Source organism: Burkholderia sp. Bp9140, assembly GCF_003853425.1.
Classification (GTDB): domain Bacteria; phylum Pseudomonadota; class Gammaproteobacteria; order Burkholderiales; family Burkholderiaceae; genus Burkholderia.
In genome coordinates this window covers 1-18,314 of the sequence record NZ_QTPQ01000023.1, presented here as the reverse complement: position 1 = coordinate 18,314, position 18,314 = coordinate 1, and the positions used below count along the sequence as shown (strand labels likewise).

At 66.4% G+C, this 18,314-nt stretch carries 16 protein-coding genes and 1 pseudogene; 11 read left to right on the top strand and 6 right to left on the bottom strand.

The genetic code is table 11. The features are described 5' to 3' along the window. The first annotated feature begins 68 nt into the window (after positions 1-68). Positions 69-1,109 carry an aromatic ring-hydroxylating dioxygenase subunit alpha gene (locus DIE21_RS19750; protein ID WP_124499299.1) on the top strand — a complete coding sequence of 347 codons (1,041 nt, stop codon included), beginning with the start codon at positions 69-71 and terminating at the stop codon, positions 1,107-1,109. A gap of 124 nt (positions 1,110-1,233) precedes the next feature. Here DIE21_RS19750 and DIE21_RS19745 read toward each other — a convergent pair whose 3' ends face one another. After that, positions 1,234-1,881 carry a hypothetical protein gene (locus DIE21_RS19745; protein WP_124499298.1) on the bottom strand — a complete coding sequence of 216 codons (648 nt, stop codon included), beginning with the start codon at positions 1,879-1,881 and terminating at the stop codon, positions 1,234-1,236. A 249-nt stretch (positions 1,882-2,130) separates the two neighbouring features. Between DIE21_RS19745 and DIE21_RS37285 the strand changes: the two genes are divergently transcribed. Beyond that, on the top strand, positions 2,131-2,298 hold the full coding sequence (locus DIE21_RS37285; protein ID WP_185642806.1) for a hypothetical protein: 168 nt from the start codon (positions 2,131-2,133) through the stop codon (positions 2,296-2,298). Between the two features lie 475 nt (positions 2,299-2,773). Beyond that, the gene (locus DIE21_RS19740; protein WP_124499297.1) at positions 2,774-4,654 is read left to right on the top strand and encodes a hypothetical protein; all 1,881 of its coding nucleotides are present in this window, start codon (positions 2,774-2,776) and stop codon (positions 4,652-4,654) included. A 378-nt stretch (positions 4,655-5,032) separates the two neighbouring features. On the opposite strand, the gene DIE21_RS19735 is transcribed toward DIE21_RS19740, so the two are convergent. Then, positions 5,033-5,938, bottom strand: coding sequence for a ketopantoate reductase family protein (locus DIE21_RS19735; RefSeq protein ID WP_124499296.1), 906 nt, complete (start codon positions 5,936-5,938; stop codon positions 5,033-5,035). Positions 5,939-6,171: 233 nt separating this feature from the next. Between DIE21_RS19735 and DIE21_RS19730 the strand changes: the two genes are divergently transcribed. The 3 genes and pseudogenes from DIE21_RS19730 to DIE21_RS19720 form a co-directional block, all read left to right on the top strand. Then, on the top strand, positions 6,172-7,464 hold the full coding sequence (locus tag DIE21_RS19730; RefSeq protein WP_124499295.1) for an MFS transporter: 1,293 nt from the start codon (positions 6,172-6,174) through the stop codon (positions 7,462-7,464). A gap of 285 nt (positions 7,465-7,749) precedes the next feature. Beyond that, entirely contained in the window at positions 7,750-8,892 is a 1,143-nt protein-coding gene (locus tag DIE21_RS19725; RefSeq protein ID WP_124499294.1) for a hypothetical protein, read from the top strand. 15 nt (positions 8,893-8,907) lie between these two features. Continuing rightward, positions 8,908-9,123 (top strand): annotated as a pseudogene (locus DIE21_RS19720) (galactose-1-epimerase); the annotation flags it as partial. Between the two features lie 30 nt (positions 9,124-9,153). Here the strand turns inward: DIE21_RS19720 and DIE21_RS19715 are convergent. Next, a complete protein-coding gene (locus DIE21_RS19715) occupies positions 9,154-10,125 on the bottom strand; it encodes an AraC family transcriptional regulator (RefSeq protein WP_124499293.1) in 972 nt (323 codons plus the stop codon). 94 nt (positions 10,126-10,219) lie between these two features. Between DIE21_RS19715 and DIE21_RS19710 the strand changes: the two genes are divergently transcribed. After that, positions 10,220-11,053: an oxidoreductase gene (locus DIE21_RS19710; RefSeq protein WP_124499292.1), complete on the top strand. Its 834-nt coding sequence runs from the start codon at positions 10,220-10,222 to the stop codon at positions 11,051-11,053. A 79-nt stretch (positions 11,054-11,132) separates the two neighbouring features. On the opposite strand, the gene DIE21_RS19705 is transcribed toward DIE21_RS19710, so the two are convergent. Then, on the bottom strand, positions 11,133-11,507 hold the full coding sequence (locus DIE21_RS19705; RefSeq protein WP_124499291.1) for a VOC family protein: 375 nt from the start codon (positions 11,505-11,507) through the stop codon (positions 11,133-11,135). A 249-nt stretch (positions 11,508-11,756) separates the two neighbouring features. Here DIE21_RS19705 and DIE21_RS19700 point away from each other — a divergent pair, with 249 nt between their 5' ends. Beyond that, on the top strand, positions 11,757-12,593 hold the full coding sequence (locus DIE21_RS19700) for an alpha/beta fold hydrolase (protein WP_124499290.1): 837 nt from the start codon (positions 11,757-11,759) through the stop codon (positions 12,591-12,593). Between the two features lie 86 nt (positions 12,594-12,679). On the opposite strand, the gene DIE21_RS19695 is transcribed toward DIE21_RS19700, so the two are convergent. Both DIE21_RS19695 and DIE21_RS19690 read right to left on the bottom strand, forming a co-directional pair. Then, positions 12,680-13,387: a DUF3142 domain-containing protein gene (locus DIE21_RS19695; RefSeq protein ID WP_124499289.1), complete on the bottom strand. Its 708-nt coding sequence runs from the start codon at positions 13,385-13,387 to the stop codon at positions 12,680-12,682. A gap of 7 nt (positions 13,388-13,394) precedes the next feature. Beyond that, positions 13,395-15,566 carry a hypothetical protein gene (locus tag DIE21_RS19690; protein ID WP_124499288.1) on the bottom strand — a complete coding sequence of 724 codons (2,172 nt, stop codon included), beginning with the start codon at positions 15,564-15,566 and terminating at the stop codon, positions 13,395-13,397. 452 nt (positions 15,567-16,018) lie between these two features. On the opposite strand from DIE21_RS19690, the gene DIE21_RS19685 reads away from it, so the two are divergent. From DIE21_RS19685 to DIE21_RS19675, 3 genes are all read left to right on the top strand, one after another. Beyond that, positions 16,019-17,524, top strand: a complete 1,506-nt coding sequence (locus DIE21_RS19685) for a hypothetical protein (RefSeq protein ID WP_124499287.1) — start codon at positions 16,019-16,021, stop codon at positions 17,522-17,524. Positions 17,525-17,555: 31 nt separating this feature from the next. Continuing rightward, positions 17,556-17,882 carry a hypothetical protein gene (locus DIE21_RS19680; RefSeq protein WP_124499286.1) on the top strand — a complete coding sequence of 109 codons (327 nt, stop codon included), beginning with the start codon at positions 17,556-17,558 and terminating at the stop codon, positions 17,880-17,882. A 149-nt stretch (positions 17,883-18,031) separates the two neighbouring features. Beyond that, entirely contained in the window at positions 18,032-18,244 is a 213-nt protein-coding gene (locus DIE21_RS19675; protein ID WP_260432523.1) for a hypothetical protein, read from the top strand. The last annotated feature ends 70 nt before the right edge of the window (positions 18,245-18,314 follow it).

Here is an 18,314-nt window from a genome sequence, read left to right as displayed (position 1 = left end):
GGCGACGGCGCGCGGACGCTTGCGGCGGCATGCGCCGCGCTTCGCTTCACGACAAGAGGACCGAAATCATGACATTCATTCGAAATGCCTGGCATATCGCGGCATGGCGTCACGAGCTGTCGACGGGGAAGGGGCTCGGGCGCACGCTGCTGGGTGAACCCGTGATGCTGTTCCGCGACGCGCAGCACGGTGCGCGCGCACTGTCGGACCGTTGCCCGCACCGCTTCGCGCCGCTTCACAAGGGCGACGTCCGCGACGGGACGGTGGGCTGCCCCTATCATGGCCTGCGCTTCGACGGCACGGGCCGGTGCACGCACAATCCGCACGGCGACGGCCGCATTCCGGCTGCCGCGCACGTGCGCAGCTTTCCGGTGATCGAACGCCATGGCGCGGTCTGGATCTGGATGGGCGACGCGGCGCTGGCCGACGCGGGCGCCTCGTTGCCGGACTTCTCGTTCATCGATCCCGAGGACAACGAGGTGAGCACCGGTTATCTAACCACGCGCGCGCACTATCAATTGAGCGCGGACAACCTGCTCGACCTCAGCCATTTCCAATACCTGCATCCGGGCACGCTCGGCAGCGATGCGATCGCGCGCGATCCCGGCCGCGTCGAGCAGAGCGGCGACACCGTGCGCGCGTCGCGGCGAACGCAAGCGGAACGGCTGCCGGCATTCGTGGCGCGTGCCTTCGGCGTGCCCGACGGCGTGCGCGCGGATCGCCATCTGGAAGTACGGTGGGATCCACCCGGGCTGCTCGCGATCGACGTCGGGGTTTGCCTGACCGGCGCGAAGCACGGGCGCGTGTCGCGCTCCGCCCATCTGCTGACGCCCGAGACGGACGCGAGCACGCATTATTTCTTTGCGTTCGGGTTGCCGAAGGCGCTCGGCCCCGCGGCGCGCGCGCTGGTCGATTACGCGGTCGCGGGGCTGATGGTGCCGTTTCGCGACGAAGATCTCCCGATGCTGGAGGCACAGCAGGCCGCGTTGGCCGGAACGGATTTCTGGGCACGGCGGCCGGTGTTGCTGCCGACCGACGCGGGGGCGATTCGCGCCCGGCGGATCGTCGAGCGCCGAATCGCCGAAGAGGCGCGTCGCGACGGTGAATGAGAGGTCGGCCCTTGCGGGCGCGCGGCCGGCGTGGTGACGATCCGGCCTGAAACGCGCCGGTTCCACGGTGCCCGATTGCCCCGAAGACACGCTCGCGCGCACTGCACGCGAGCGCCATGCATCGTCAGTTGAACTGGCCCAGCCATTGCCCGCCGATGCTCATCGGGCTGATCCACGGGCTCATGATGTTCTGGGCCGAATGACTCTCGGTCGGATCGAGCGCGACGCTGAGCGGATTCTTGAACGCGCCGCCGAACGAGAAGACCTGCGATGCGATATATTCGCGGCCGGCCTTCTTCGGATCGGAGGAATCGCCGTCGAGTGCGCCGCCCGTCTGGTTCGCGATCGCGTAAGCGCCTGCCGATGTGCCGTTGTGGCCTTTCGACGTGAAATCGTACTCGTGCGCGGCGGGCCCTTTCGTCAGCAGGGCAGAGGCCTGTTCCTTCGTGATGTCGCCCCGGTTGATCGCCATCTGCAGCTGATTGATGACCTGCTTCTTCTGCTTCGGATCGTTCGCGCTCTTGTCGAATTGCTTGGCGGCATCCGGGTTCTTCTTTTCCCAGTCCTTGAGCGCAGACTGGTACTGCGGGTTGTTTTCACCCGGCGTCATCGCGTTCTTCATGTCCTCGGTGAATTGCTTGGTGTATTTCTTGACGTTGTCGTCAATGAACTTCCGCGCGTCGTCTCCGTACGTGTTGGCGTTGTTCGTGATGGATTTGTTCCAGTCCCCGACGTTCGGAGGATTGGTGGCATTGGGCATTTCGACGGACATGGCATTCTCACTGGAGTTGAAAAGGTGCGAACCTGCCTTGTTTCAGGCGGATGTACGCATCGACAATCTAGCCAAGATCGCCGTGATTCGATAAACCGTTGCGAAGCGGGTGAGTTCCATGCGAACACCGGGCAGCTTCCGATTCGGGCGCGGTTTCGCCGTGGCGCAGGCGGTTCGTAACAGAATGTGGAATTCGCAATCCTGCGCACCGCGCGTCGTTAGACTGGCGGCAAGCTTTGGGAGACGACGATGAACACCTGGGTGGTTGGCGCGGTCGCGATTTGCATGCTGGGCTTTTGCGCATTGGCCCGGTCGATGATGATCCATTGGCGTGAGACCCGGATGCTTTCGCGTCTCTATCCGGATGAACAGGCCACGAGATCTCGGCGTATTCCGGCGGTGCGCTCCCCGCGCTGACCGTCGTTCCACCGGCGTGGTGGCGGCATCGGCTGGATGCCTGTCCGCCTGCCGCGTTTTCCAGGTTCGCGTCTCCGGACGTTCGCGCATCGATATCCCGTTTCGTCTCTCCGACGCGAGGCCGACGGCAGTGCACGTAGCATCCGCACCATCCATTCGGTTCTTCCATCAAGGGACATTCGCCATGTCATCGTCGGTTCATTCTGCCTCGTCAATCCCCGCCGCGAGTTTCGTTCGGGAAGAGGCCGTGTCGTCCGGACCGTCGTCCGCGCCTCATGCACAGCACTCCATGGAAAGAAGCTCGGACATTGCATCATCGCCGCTGTCCAGGCTGCCGTCGCGCAGCGCGCGGACGTCCATGCCGACCGCCTCAGGAGGCCAAAACACGTCGCGCGTAACGAGTCGCTCGAGGTCGACGCGACGGCTTGGTCCTTCCGATGCCACGAGCGTGCGCAGTGTCGAACGGTCGATCGAAATGACCAGCCTCTCTCGCACGACCTCTCTCGCTCGTTCTCATTCGAGCACCGAATCGAGCGACGACGAGATCACGCTCAAGATGCCACCGCCTTGCGGCGGCCCGCTGACGCTCGGTGAAGACGGAAACCTGCGCTGCGATCACGACCAGGGCGTGCAGGCCATGCTCGAGTTCATCGACAGCCTGGATTCCTCTGCCGTCAGGGGCGCGGAGCTCTCGCACGACGCGCGGATCCACGTCGAATGGGACGGGAACCTGATGGAGAAGATGGACGCATTCATGAAACTCGCAGGCGGCAACTTGCTGTTGGCCACCGATCTGTTGCGCGATGCCATTGCGAAAGGGGAGCACGCATTCACGCCAGAGGCTCGCGTGCCGGGGACGACCCAGCATCCGACCGAATTCCTGCGCGACATCGGCCTGCGCATTCATGTGACGCCGGATACCACCGGCGTCGCCTCGCGCCTGCAAGCGGTGCTGACGGAGCAGTCCGACGATCCGGTCAGGAAGGCGCGGATCGCCAAATTCCGCGGTGATTTCGGTGCCATGTCGCTGCTGTCGCTTGCGACCAACAAGGATTTCAAGAAGGAATTGCTATATGGCCTCGCCGCCAGCCTGGCCGGAACCGGTGCGATCGGCGCGGCCTTCGATTACGGCATCTGGAACAGCGTCAAGAATGCCATGGGGCCCGATAACGCAGCCAAATACGGCCCCTACATCGATTCGGTGACGCCGCTGTTCGCCGAAACGTTCGATTCGGCGGTCATCGCGCGGTTGCTGGTGGCGATGAAGGGCGGCGAATTCATGCCGAAGAACTTCAACGAGTTGCTGGACAACCTCAAGGACGCGGGCTATTCCGGCTCGGTCGCGGCGATCGGTTCGATTCCTAACAATGTCGTACGCGACATGGCCAAAGCGGCGAGAGACAGCGGCTGGCATGGTTTGGCCGTCAGTCTGCTGGTGGTGAAACAGCTTACCAACCTTCTCGCGACGTGGACGTCCGGCGCGATGGTTCCGCTGGATGCAATGAAGGACCACGCGAAACTGGTCGACGCCAAGATCGGCTTGATGCGTGACGGGACGATTCCGCAGCCGACCGCGGGCGATGTAAGCAAGCACGTTCGCGATGAGGCGTTCAACACCTTGCGCGCGGCCCGTGGAACCGGATCGTCGATCCGTTCGATGGCGATCGGCGGCGAAATTGCGGCAACGCTTGGTCTGACGTTGTCCGTGCTCGAGCACTACGGCGTCATCCCGAGCTCGGTGGAGCAGCTGATTACGCTGATATACTCGACGCCGACCGAAGTCATCAGCATGCTGTCCACGATGGCGATCGAAAAGTGGGTGGGCGCCGAGGCGGACCAGACGGCCGCCCGGATCACCACCGACAGCGCCAAGCAAAGCGGCATGCTCGGCCAGATTGCACGATCGGACAGCACGTCCCTTGCCGATCTCGACCGGATCGCGCGGCCCGATGGCGAGCGCAATGCGCAACTGGGTTATGTCGTGACGTTGGGGCTCGGCGGCGTGATGGGGTTGGTGGAAAAGGGAGCCGGCGTTGGCGGGCAATATATGCGCATGCTCGCAAGCGGCATGCAGGCATTGTCGGGCGCGGCACACGAGGGGGCGCGCAGGCCGATCGAGCGAGGCGCCGCATGGACAGCCGAGATGATTGCCGGAACATTTGCCCCGGTTCTAACCCCGCTCGGGGAGGCCATGCGCGCGGGGACCGTCGCAGCCGGAACCTACGCGCTCAGGCCGGCTGCCAACGGCGTCGCGATGGCCTTCGATGGGCTTGCACGCGGACCCGAAGCGGTCGCCAACCTCACGCGCTTGAGGAATCGACATCCAGACGCGCGGCCTGGCGACGATATGGTTTGACGCATTTCGAGCCGGTCGCGGGCGCGGTGTACACGTTGCGGCTGCGCTGTTGGCGAAGGCGACGATATATGCGATCTCTCGCGATATGCTGAATGTGTTTGTTCATCTCGGCGACAAACGGGACGCAGGAAAGACCGCGCTGAACCGAAACGCCGCGCTGGTGACGAACACGTTGGCTGCGCTCGCCATCAGGTTCATGCTCCCGGCTTTCGTCGGTACGGCGAGTGCGTCGCCGCGGCGGCAAATGCCACACACGATATCGAGGCCGGGGGCCCGGATCGGCCGTCTGACGCGAAGCGACGTGACGCGCGCAAGCGCTTGCCTGTCCCGGTTGACGGCAGGCGCGCGCCGATTGCGACGCGCGGCGATCGCGGCACGTCACGATCTCGCCGCAGCCTTCGCTTCCAGCATCTTCACGAGCAGATGGAGCGTCTGATTGACCGGCGTGTCGATGCGTGCGGCCACACCGCGCTGCACGATCGCGCCGTTCAGATGGTCGATTTCGCCGGGTTTGCCGCGTGCCAGATCCTGCGCCGTCGACGAATACTGGCCCGGCGGAATCGTCGCTTCGATCTGCGCGACGATTTCCGCCGGCTGGTCGGCGAAACGGACGCCTTCGGCCGCGGCGACGGCGATGCATTCGGCGACGACCGCGCACATCGTTGCGCGCAATGCATCGCGATGCGACATCTCGCCCAGCGGCAGATGCACGATCGCGGAAATCGCGTTGTATGCGCAGTTGAGAATGAGCTTGCGCCAGAGTGCCGCGCGCACATCGTCGGCTATCCGCGTGGGAACGTTCGCCGCGCGCAGCACCTGCGCGAGCCGTTCGCTGGACGGCGACGCTTCGATCGCGAGATCGCCGCGGCCATGATGCAGCAGATGCCCGGGGCCGGCCATCTCGCTCGCCACATAGACGGCCGCGCAAATGACCGGCCGGGATAGCTCGGCACGCAACAGGGCCACGTTGTCGACGCCATTTTGCAGACTGACCACGATGGCTTCCGGCGCCAGTACATCGCGCAACCCGCGCGCGGCTTCGGCGGTATCGCCCGATTTCACGCATACGAAGACCACGTCGGCCGACCCGGCCGCGTCGATAGCGGTCGAAGCATTGGCGCGCACGCGCTTGTCGAACGCGCGCGTCTGAATGCGCAATCCGTGGTCGCGGATCGCGTCGACATGCGACGGACGGCCAATGAACACGACATCGTGGCCGTGCAGGGCGAGCATGCCGCCGAAGTAGCAGCCGACCGCGCCGGCGCCCAGGACTGCAAACCGCATGATATCTCCGAGGGAATCGATGAACCCGTCACGTGCGAACGAGCTGCAACGGGGAGACAGGCACGCCGGCCCGTCTACCTGCGTCCAACACGCGAGCCCGCTGGTTTATTCCCGCCATCACCGTGATGCCGACAAACCGATGCGTGATGGAATGATCCGAATCCGTCGCGTGTTGTGGGAGGTGGCACGTCGTCGGATCGGCATGCCGTCCCGAAACCCAACCTCTTCCAGGAATGAATTCATTGAACGCGTCTCCGATTCCGCTTGCGCCGCACCGTCCGCTGACAGGCGGCGACCACCGGACGCTGGTGCTCGCCGCGCTGGGTGGCGCACTCGAGTTTTACGACTTCGTGATTTACGTGTTCTTCGCGACGGTCATCGGGCAACTGTTCTTCCCGCAATCGATTCCAGACTGGTTGCGCCAGGTGCAGACCTTCGGCGTTTTTGCGGCAGGCTATCTCGCGCGGCCTCTCGGCGGCGTGATCATGGCGCATTTCGGCGATCTCGTCGGCCGCAAGCGCATGTTCACGATGAGCGTCATGCTGATGGCCCTGCCCACGCTGACGATGGGGCTGTTGCCGACCTACGAGTCCCTTGGCGTCGCCGCACCCGTGCTGCTCCTGCTGTGCCGCGTGCTGCAAGGTGCAGCCGTGGGCGGCGAGGTGCCCGGCGCGTGGGTGTTCGTGTCCGAGCATGTGCCGCCGCGGCATGTCGGCTACGCCTGCGGTCTGCTGACGGGCGGCCTCACCCTTGGCATCCTGCTCGGCTCGCTGATCGCGGCAGCGATCAATCAACACTACTCGCATGCTGCCATCAGCGCTTATGCGTGGCGGATTCCCTTCGTGGTCGGCGGCCTGTTCGGGATCCTCTCCGCAGTGCTGCGACGCTGGCTCGATGAAACGCCCGTGTTCGTCGAAATGAAGTGCAGCCGGGCGCTGGCCGGCGAGGTGCCGTTGAAGGCGGTGTTGCGCGATCACGGCAGGGCAGTGCTGGTTTCCATGATGCTCACGTGGACGCTGACCGCCGCGATCGTCGTCGTGATCCTGATGACGCCGACGCTCGTCGCCAAGCGTTTTCATCTCGAACCCGCACTCGCGCTGCAGGCCAATTCGGCTGCCACGCTCTGCCTGACCATCGGATGTATCGTTGCCGGATCGGTGGCCGGACGCATCGGCACCGCCCGCACGATCTTCGGTGGCTGCCTGCTGCTCGGCGCATCGTATTTTTTCATGATGACGCAGCTCGCCGTCGATCCGTCGTTGCTGCTGCCGCTCTACGCGGTATCCGGTTTCTTCGTCGGGGCGGTGGCGGCGATCCCGGTCGCCATGGTCAAGGCGTTTCCGCCGATCGTGCGTTTCTCGGGGATCTCATTCTCGTATAACGTCGCGTATGCGCTGTTCGGCGGCATGACGCCGGTGTTCGTCTCCGTGATGCTCAAATCGAACCCGCAGGCGGCCGAGATTTATGTGGGCGCACTGTGCATCGCGGGTGCACTGGCGGGTTTCGCGTTGCGCCCCGCGCGCTAGCCAGCGGCCGATACGGATGGCGATCCGGCCGCGGGTCATGCGCCTCTGTAGCTGGGCCGCACGTGTGCGCGAGCCGCGTCGCTGGTGCCGGCGTCCGCGCGGCGCGGTTTCGATCGAACGCGGATCGGGACGCTCGCCGTGCAGATGGCAACCTCGGCGAAGCAATGTTTCGTGATGCGAACCACGTAGATCCGGCGCCGCGGTTTGTGTTGTATCGGCAGGCGTGCGTGCTTACCTTTCGTATGGACCGATTCAATACCCTTTCATGGACGGGGCGCGGTCGGCGTGAAAATCTTCACTTCGGGGGCGTCGATGTCAAGGATCTGCAGGGCATTGTTGCCGGTCTGGGAGGCCGTGCACGAGGCGCAAGCCCTCGTGCGTACCGGCAAGGCCCCCCATGCGATGCAGCGCGCGGTCGGTGTGCTCGCCGGTCTCGCTGAACAACCGCTTCGCATGGCCACCGGTTCCATTCCGCGGCAGCGCAGCCCATTGTCCGCGCCAATTCGGCGCCCGCAGGGTTCGGGTACGGCGGTATCCGCGATCGCCGCGGTTCCGATTCGACGGCATCAGGCCGAAGCCGCCGCCGCGAGTCCGATGCTTGCGACCGCAGGACCGGCGTCGCCACCTGCCCTGATGCCGCCATCCCGCGATTCCGTCCTCGCACAGCTGCACACCGACCAGTCGCGGCCGCCGGTTCGCGCGCAGCGGCCGTTGTCGGCCGCGTTATCGCACGCAGTGCCTTCGCGAACCTTTACCGATTTGCGGCCACCCGCCACGCGCGCGGAAGAGCAGGCACAACTGCGCGCCGCGCTGGAGCAAAGCCGCACGGAAGCCTTTCTCAAGGACCTGCCTGCCGCCGACGCGCATTTCGACGCCGGCGCGGCGGCCGACGGCGCGCGCATCACCCGTTGGGACGATTTGCCCGCCGACATGCGGCGACTCTATTCGGGCGAGCTCGAGTACTACCAGGAGGCAGTCTCGACACGCATGACCTCACCTCACATCGAACGGGCGCTGAGGCGGGCAGGGATGCACGCCGTACCGAATGACGGCATCACGGACGGCGGCATCAACAACTGCTTTCTGATTTCGGTGCTGCAGCATGCGACCGGCAACTTCGAATCGTCGCATCCGGCGCGGGTCGATCAGTATCGCGATATCCTCGTGACGGCTCCGCATGCGCGTCTCGCCGCCAACGAAAAGGTCTCCGCCGGCAGCACAGCCGCACGGATGCTGGTCGATCTGATCAACGGTGATCCCGACGTGCAGCCGAAGCTGAAGGTCGAAGTGATATCGGAACTGAACGGCGTCGTCCACCGGGACCGCCTCGGGTCCGACGCGCGGGACGCGCGTACGGTCGTGATCTGGGATCGAGGCGGCCATTTCGAAGCCGTGACCGGACCGCACGACGGTCGGGACTGGCGTTGACGTAAAGCGGAGCGCGTCGCGACGCAGCCGGGGCTGCAGTTCTACACGTCCTACGGGTTGAACGGCAGTGTCGCGGGCAAGGGCGGGCCGGCTTACCGGCAGACCGACGCGTTCGCGCTGGAAGCCGAGCATTTTCCCGATTCGCCGAACCATCCGCCGTTCCCGATGACCGGGCTGAAGCCGGGGGAGACGCTGCATGAAGTGATGGTGTGGAAGGTCGGCGCGCGATGACGGCGTACAGGCGGAGTGCGACGCGGTACGTCAATGCGACGACACGAACACCGCATCCTCGAACGCCGCCGGAATCGCGAACTGCGCGCGCATGCGCTTCGTCTCCTGCGCGGGCGTCAGCCCGAACAGCCGCTTGAATTCCCGGCTGAACTGCGACGCGCTCGCATAGCCGACCGCATGGCCGGCCGCCTCCGCCGTCAGGTCCTGGCGCACCATCAACAGGCGTGCCTGATGCAGCCGCGTCGACTTCAGGTACTGCATTGGCGACACCTGCGTGATCGCCTTGAAGTGGCTGTGGAAGCTCGGCACGCTCATGCCGGCTTCCCCGGCCAGTTGCGTCACGTCGAGCGCTTGCGCGTAGCCGGCGTGGATCAGGCGCAGCGAACGGCCGATCCGGCCGAACTGGCCGCGCATCGCCAGCGCGTTCCTCATCGCGCTGCCCTGCGCGCCGGTGAGCACGCGGAAATACAGTTCGCGCAGCAATCCGGGGCCGAGCACCGCCGCTTCGAGCGGCCGATGCATTGCCTCGACGAAACGCAGCACGCTCGCCTGCATTGCGTCGTCCATCGGCGTCGACATCATGCTCCTCGGCGTCTGCACGGGTTCGGCGATGCCTTCGCGATCGATCCGCTCGGCCAGTTCGGCCGCCATCGGGAAATCGAGGTGCAGATACAGCGCGAGCAGCGGGTGCTCCGCCGTTGCGTCGGTTTCCATGCTGAACGGCACGGGCACCGACACGGCCAGATAGTGGGCCTCGTCGTACAGATAGCGCTCGCCGCCGAAATAGCCGCGCTTGCGGCCCTGGCACACGATCACGATGCCCGGGTCGTACAGGACCGGCGTGCGCGACAGCGCACGGTTCGAACGCAGGATACGCACGCTCGGCAGTGCGGCCAGGTTGTAGCCTTCGTCCGGCGCCAACGCGAGCAGCAACGCGATCAGGCGTTGGCGGCCGCGCGCGGGCAGCGACGGCGATCGAGCCGGGGAGGGCATGGCGCTCATAGTTTTGTGCAAGAAAATCAGCGGAATCGGGCTTATTCGGCGTAGTCCGTCAGACTAGTATGCACGCTTCGATCGACATTCGGGAGAAGCTCACATGGCATCCGGCAACATCATGCTCATCACCGGCGTCAGCAGCGGCTTCGGCCGCGCGCTCGCACAGGAGGCGCTGGCCGCGGGTCACACGGTGGTCGGCACCGTGAGAAGTGAAGCGGCCAGGCGGGCGTTCGAAGCGCTGTCCCCGCATGCGGCCATCGGGCGCGTGCTCGACGTGACCGACTTCGAACGCATCGACGGTGTCGTCGCGAACGTCGAGGCGAGCGTCGGCCCCGTCGGCGTGCTGGTGAACAATGCCGGCTACGGGCACGAAGGCATCATGGAGGAGTCGCCGCTGTCGGAGATGCGCCGGCAGTTCGACGTGAACATATTCGGCGCCGTCGCGATGATGAAGGCCGTCGTGCCGTTCATGCGCGAACGCCGGCGCGGCCGCATTCTGAACATCACGTCGATGGGCGGCCACATCACGATGCCCGGCATCGCGTATTACTGCGGCAGCAAGTTCGCGCTGGAAGGGATTTCCGGCACGCTCGGCCAGGAACTCGCGCCGTTCGGCATCGCGGTGACGGCCGTCGCGCCGGGCTCGTTCCGCACCGACTGGGCCGGCCGCTCGATGACGCGCACGCCGCGCTCGATCGCCGATTACGACGCGATCTTCGATCCGATCCGCCAGGCGCGCGAGGAGAAGAGCGGCCGGCAATTGGGCGATCCTGCCAAGGCCGCGCGCGCGATGCTCTCGGTCATGGCGGCGGACCATCCGCCGGCCCATCTGTTGCTCGGCAGCGACGCGCTTCGGCTCGTGCGCGCCAGATGGGCGGCGCTGGAAGAAGACCTGCGCGCGTGGGAGGCGGTGACCGTGTCGACGGACGGCTGACGCGCGGTCGCTTGCGCGCGGCAAGCTACGGTTCGTCGAGTTGCACGCGAGCGCGGTGAATCGTTGTTCGATCGAACGATCATGCCTCGGGACGCGAGCAAACCGCCTCGAGGTTGTGCCCGTCCGGACCGATGACGAAAGCGGCATAGTAGTTCGCGTGATACTGCGGGCGCAGGCCGGGTGCGCCGTTGTCCTGGCCGCCGGCTGCCAGCGCCGCACGGTGGAACGCGTCGACTTGCGCGCGCGTGTCGGCCGCGAAGGCGAGGTGAAGATGGGCCGGCTGCTCGTCGGTCTGGAACAGGCACAGCGTCGGCTTGCCCGGCGCGCCGAGTTCGACGCCGTAGGTCGGCACACCTTCGTCGAGGACCGCTACGCCGAGCGGTTCGAGTGCGCGGAGAAAGAACGCCTTGCTCGCGGCATAGTCGCTGACGCCGAATTTGACGTGGTCGAACATGAGGGTCCCTGGAGTGAGTGGGGCTGCACGACGGATCCGACGCGATATTGCCACACGTCGTCGTGGCCCGCCGGGCGCGATGCAGGTCGGCATGTAATCGGCGTCATGACACGGTCGCCGTTTTCCGCTACAACGGGAGGTGCTGCGTCGACCGACGCGGTGTGCCACCGCGCCGCAGTTCGTCACCGACACCCGCCCGGGCGATCGGCCGGCACGCGATGTTCACTGACCCAAAAGGAGCTTGCAGCCATGCCGTACATCACCACGAAAGACAACGTCGACATCTTCTACAAGGACTGGGGCCCGAAGGATGCACAGCCGATCATGTTCCACCATGGCTGGCCGCTGTCCTCCGACGACTGGGATGCCCAGATGCTGTTCTTCGTTCAGAAGGGCTACCGCGTGATCGCGCACGATCGCCGCGGTCACGGCCGGTCGACGCAGGTTTCCGACGGCCATGACATGGACCACTATGCGGCGGACGCGTTCGCGGTGGCCGAAGCGCTCGACCTGCGCAACGCGGTCCATGTCGGCCACTCGACCGGCGGCGGCGAAGTCGCGCGCTACGTGGCGCGGCACGGCGAGCCGGCCGGCCGCGTCGCGAAGGCGGTGCTGGTCAGCGCGGTGCCGCCGCTGATGCTGAAGACGGACGCGAACCCGGAAGGCCTGCCGCTCGACGTGTTTGATGGTTTCCGCAAGGCGCTCGCCGACAATCGCGGGCAGTTCTTCCTGGACGTGCCGTCGGGCCCGTTCTACGGCTTCAACCGGCCCGGCGCGGTGGTGCACCCGGGCGTGATCCAGAACTGGTGGCGCCAGGGCATGATCGGCAGCGCGAAGGCGCACTACGAAGGCATCAAGGCCTTCTCGGAAACGGACCAGACCGAAGACCTGCGGTCGATCTCGGTGCCGACGCTCGTGCTGCACGGCGAGGACGACCAGATCGTGCCGATCGCGGATTCCGCGCTGAAGTCGGTCAAGCTGCTGAAAAACGGCACGCTGAAGACGTATCCGGGTTATTCGCACGGGATGCTGACGATCAACGCGGACGTGCTGAACGCCGACCTGCTGGCTTTCGTGCAGGCGTAACGGTGCAACGGTAGCGGCGCATGCCCGCTTCGGCGGGCTGCGCCGCCATTGCGCGGGCGGGATTGCGGCCGCCGCGTTGCCGCCCGCTAGTCGTTGCGCAGGAACACGACGTAGCCGCGGAACCAAGGATTCGCCGCGAGGTACGGCGGTGCGTCCCACTCGCCGCCCTGGATCACGCCGATGCGAAACGGCAGTCGCAGCCGCGCGACGCGCGGCAGGTAGGCCGCATAGTCGGGGATCGTGCTGCGCCCCTGATAGGTCTGCACGACCACTTCGTCGACGATCCCCCGGAGCTGGTTGACCTGGTCGGTATCGATGCGGCTGCTCCAGTCGAGCAGCCCCGTGATGCTCAGCCGGCAATCGGCGGGCAGGGTCTCGCGCAGGGTGCGCAGGAATTCGAGGTAATCCTGCAGGTGGCGCGTGCGCGCGTCGAAGTCGATCTGGATGCCGGTGATCGTGCGGCCGGACGCGCGCCAGCGCTCGAGCTGCGCGAGCATGATCTGCGTGACGCGCGGCGTCCAGTGCAGCGTATGCGCACGATAGACGAGCCACACGCGAGCGTGCGGCGCGGGCGGCAGCGCGACGCCCTGCGCGATGACGCGCACCTGCGACTCGTCCCGCGGCGCGGCTTCGATCTGCCCCTGCAGCACGTAGACGGCGCGCGCGCCGCTGACGACCGGCTGCGGCTTCACGCCGGCCCACAGCCAGAACGCGTCGTATTGCGCGGGATCGACGGTGCCGGCCAGCGCGACGCGGCCGGCCAGCAGCAGCGCGAGACACGCGATGCGCTTCACGCGGCGCTCACCAGTAGTAGCGAAGCTTCTGCGCCCACGGGCTGCCCGGATAGGCGGTCTTCAGCGTGTCGAACCAGCGCTTGCGCGTGTTCTTCGGCACGTCCTTGCCGCCGCATTCGTTATAGCCGGCCGGCGCATGGCACTTGATCGCACGGTAGAGCGCGTACGCGCGGTCGTTCGGGTCTGCCTGCGCATCGGCGATCACGGTCACGTAGCTCGACATCCGCTCGTACGGCTTGCCCCCGAACTGCGACGGCGCGCCGCCGAGCGTCGGCGGCACGCGCGTGGCGGCCGCCGCCGACGCGTTGCGCACCCACGGCGGTACCGTGTCGTTTTCGAGGCCGGACGCGGGCGGATGAAGGCGCACGAAATCGGCGAGGCAGTTCAGCCCTTTCGGATCGCCGGGATGCTGCTGCAGCGCTGCGGCGAGGTCGCGCGCGGACGGGCACACGTAGCCGTCCTCGTTCCTGGCGCCGGATGCGACGAACGGTTTCAACGGATCGGCGGGCGCGCCGGACACCAGCGCGGTATCGGCGATGAACTCGGCGTAGTGCGAGCGCGTGAGTTCCTTGTACAGCAGCGTGTACAGCGCGGTGTCGCGCAGCGCGCCGCCGGTCGCCTGGTTTTGCGCCTGCGTGCGCAGCAGGTCCGCATCGGCCGTGCGCTGCAGCAGGACGGCCCGGATCGCGGCGTTCTGCACCAGCGAATCGTCGGCGAACACGTCGTTGACGCGCCCGGCCTGCTCCAGATTGATCGCGAGCGCGAGTTCCAGCGCCTCGCGCTGGAAGCGGAATTTCGCGAGCGGGATCAGGTCGCGCCACAGCTGGCGGGCCTTGTCGCCCTGGCCGCTATCCTCCAGCGCGAACGCGCGCAGCGCCTGCTGGCTCAGGCCGAAGTAGTCGAGCGGCACGGCGGGCGTCTGCGGCAGCAACGCGAGCGCGGCGTCCGGCTGGTGCCCGATCTGGACATGCCAGGTCGCGAGCAGGTAGTCGTGCAGCGCAGGCGCGTTCGCGAAGCGCGGTTTCTGCGCCTGCAGATCGTCCAGCGTCAGCGGCTTGCCGCGGCTCGAGTCGCTGCTGTCCGACGTGCGCATGCGCAGCAGGTCGACGGTCGCGAGCACGGTCGGCGACTGGATCTGGCGCGCGTCGAGTTCCGACCCGAACAGCAGCTTGCTGTCGAGTTCGTTCGCCAGTTGCATCAGCGGCACGTTCGACGTCGCCGGCGACCAGCGCGCGAGCGCGTGGCCGTAGAGGTCGGCCTGCTGCGCGATGTTCCCGCCGAGCCACGCGACCCGCCGCAACAGCCCCGTTGCGGAAACCGCATAGCGCCCCTGCGGATACACCTTCAGGTAGGTGCGAAACACGGTGTTCGCGGCGTCGAGCGACACCTTCGTCACGCGCGCGCGCGACGGCGTCGGGCTGTCGTTGTTGAATGCATTGGCCTGCGCGGCGTTCAGTTGCGCGCGCCCGGCCATATAGAGGCCGGTTTCCTTCAGCCACGGGTTCGTGCTGTGCGATGCGCTCGCGAAGGCCCGGGTCGCGGTGAGGAAGTCGGCGCGGTAGAACGCATTCGTGCCGTCGAGGTACGCGGCGAACTGCTGGCCGAGCGGCGACTTGACCGGCGGCTTCGTCCATGCGGCGCTCGCGCCGCCCGCGGCACAGGTCTTCTGCGCGATGTCGGTGCGCGCCGCGCGCAGGCGTACGGCTTCGTCGGCGGGAAGGCCGCCGGCGCCGCCCAGTGCGTCGTTGAATGCGTCCGCGCCCGAGTCCATGCTGCGGCAGATGCTGCCTTCGCCGTCGGCATACCGGTTCGACGGCGCGTCGGCATCCGATGCGCCGCCGGTCTTGTCGGGCTCCTTCTGGCCGATATGGATCCACCCGGAAAAATCCATCGGGAACGGCACGATGATCTGGTTGATCCGGTCTTTCGCCGGGATGGTCTTCGGGTCCGGAAACACCTGCGCGACCTTGCCGCTGTCGACCATCATCAGCATCGCGTTGATGCGCGTGTCGTTGGCGGGGCTCAGCATCGGCACGTTGCCGCACGAGTACGTGCTTTGCCGGAGCGTGGGCGGCACGTTGCAGCTGTCGTCCGAGCTGGCGCGGGCGGCGGGTTGGCAAAGCAGGCTGGCCGCCAGTGCGGCGAGCAGGTTTCGGTGCAGCGTCGGGTTTCTCGGCATTTTTTCTTGTGCTGGGGTGGGGCCGCGACGGCCGGGTCTCTCAGGGGGCATTTCGTCCCGGCGCGTATCGTACCTCACGAGCCGCGTCGGTAGCCGGCGCACGCAGGCCGGCCCGTCGCGCCGCTCGCCGGTCCGGCGAAACGGAAGTCCACTCAGTGCAGACGCAATGCCACCTTGAATCCGGCGTGCATGAATTAAGATGCAGCCGGCAGTGACGGACACCCGGCGATAGACGACATGCCGTCGTCTTCGCCGTCCGACGGGGGAGGTCTGCAGAAGGCGGCGTTCGCGTCGATCCGCCCGACGGAATCGATCGTGACGGGGGCGTGAAACGGCGCCGCTTTCCATGCCTGTTCAATAGTATTGCTAATCAATCGGCCGATCGACGTCATGCGTCGTTTCGGCGAACGGCAGACGAGCGCATGCCGGAAAAAGAAAACGAGAGGATTCCGATGAAACCCATTACATGGATGATCATGTCAGCCGCTCTCGCGCTGACCGCATGCGGCGGCGATGACGTCGCCACGACCGGCGGCGGGTCGTTGTCGACGCCGGGCAATCCCGGTGCGCCGTCCGGTACGACATCGCCCGGCGGCGGTTCGAGCGGCGGCCCGACGGGCGGCGGAACCGCGCAGCCGCAGGTCGGCTGGTCGACGGCCGTCGCGGTGGACGGCAAGGGACCGGAAGGCGACCCCAGCGTGACGATCGACGCGAGCGGCAATGCGCTCGCAACCTGGATGACCTACGGCCCGGCCGGCGCGAACGGCAACGAAATGTGGGGCGCGCGCCATGTCCCGGGCGCGGGCTGGGGAAGCGCGACGCGGCTCGACACGAGCGACGGTTCGCATTCGATGAACGGGCTGACCGGGGTTCAGCCGCAACTGGTCGGCAACGCGAGCGGACAGGCGGTCGCGTTCTGGACCGAATGGATGCCGGGCCCCAACACGTATGCGCTGTGGGCGCGCCCGTACAGCCCGGGTAGCGGATGGGGCGCGGCGTTCGAGCTGGCGCCGGACATGAGCGGGTCGTCCTATACAGCCGGGATCGACAGCCAGGGCAACGCGCTCGTCGCATGGACGCAGTCGATCAGCCTGCTCGATACGCGCATCGCATGGACGCGCTATACGCAGGCGGGGCAGTGGTCGCCGACGGCGCTGATCCAGATGCCGGTGCAGACCGGGCCGGGTGCGGTGACCGGCGATACCGACAACGTGAGGCCGATGATTTCGGTCCTGTCATCCGGCCGCGCGGTGCTCGCGTGGCGGCAGACCAACCACACGCAGTCGGCGCTGTGGACGGCCACGTACGACGCGACCAACGGCTGGACCGACGTCAACCAGGCCGTATCGAACACGAGCCTGTTCACGACGATCATCTCGCCGGTGGCCGGCATGGACGCGAAGGGCAACATCACGCTGGTCTGGGGGCAAATGGACGTGACGGGCGGGCAGATCCTCACGACCACGATGTCGCAACGCTACGTATCCGGCACCGGGTGGCAGCCCACGCAGCCCGTGGCGCCGGCGATCGCGGAGCCTACGGGATTCATCGCGACGCCGATGCTGACCGTCAACGAAAACGGCGTGGCCGCCGCGATGTGGGCGCAAGGCGGCGCCGTCCTGCAGGCGAGCGTGTCCGACGCCAGCGGCAACTGGGGGCCGCTGCAGCGGCTGACGGAACACCTGAACGGGGCGGCCGCGCAGTACCCGCCGCTGGTGATCGACGCGGCCGGCAATGTGACGGCCGCATGGCAGGACACGGGTTTGCCGGGCGGGTCGGCCGTCATCGCGGCCCGCTACCGGAACGGTGCGTGGAGCGCGTCGACGGTGGCGCCACAGAGCGCGTCGTGGCCGGCGCTGGCCGTCAACGCGGCGGGGTCGATGGCGCTCGTCTGGCAATCGTATGTCGCGAGTATCGGCAGCCAGCTGCAGTCCAGTTTTTACACCCCGGGCTCGTAATCGCGTGGCGCGGCAAACCGAAGGAGAATCGATGAAGAAGACCTTGCATTGCACCGTACGGACCGCGCTGGGCGCCGCGGTCGCCGGCCTCGTGCTGTCCGCGTGCGGCACGACGCAGATGAACATGGTCGACGTGCAGACGTCGACCGCGAAGACGCTCGGGCTTGCGTCGTCCGACGAGATCACCATCGCCAACGTGCAGTACGGCAGGAAGGACGGGCTGGGCGGCCAGAAGGTGAGTTACGACGCGACGACGGGCAAGGGACGGCGTTTCGGCTGTACGGTGTTCATGATTCCGGGGCTCACGCCGATCGATCGGCCGACGTACAACAACTGGGAATGCCATCCGCAACGCTGATGGCCGCGATCGCGACGACGCCCGCCGCAGGGCGCCGGTCGACCGCTTGTTGCGGACGATTTGCCGCGCCGGCCTTGTGCCGGCGCAATTTGGTCCGATAATCGACGAACCGATTCATCCCTTCCCGTCGGCTCGATAAAAAAACTGTCATGGATCATGCGGCATTCGTCCCTGTTTTCAAGTTTCGCACGACCGATTACCCCGAGCCGGACCGGTTCCACGTCTGGGTCAAGGACATGCTGTGCGACTACCGGCTGGACGACGCCGGCGGCCACGGCCCGTTCGACGCGGAAGCGACCGGTGCGGCGCTCGGCCCGCTGATCTTTTCGGGGCGGCGCTGGCAGTCGCGCGCGCCGACTTAGAAGCGCTAACACAATGAATTTTGGAGCTGTCGCCAGCAGATGATGCAGCAGGCGATTTTCATGAATGCCT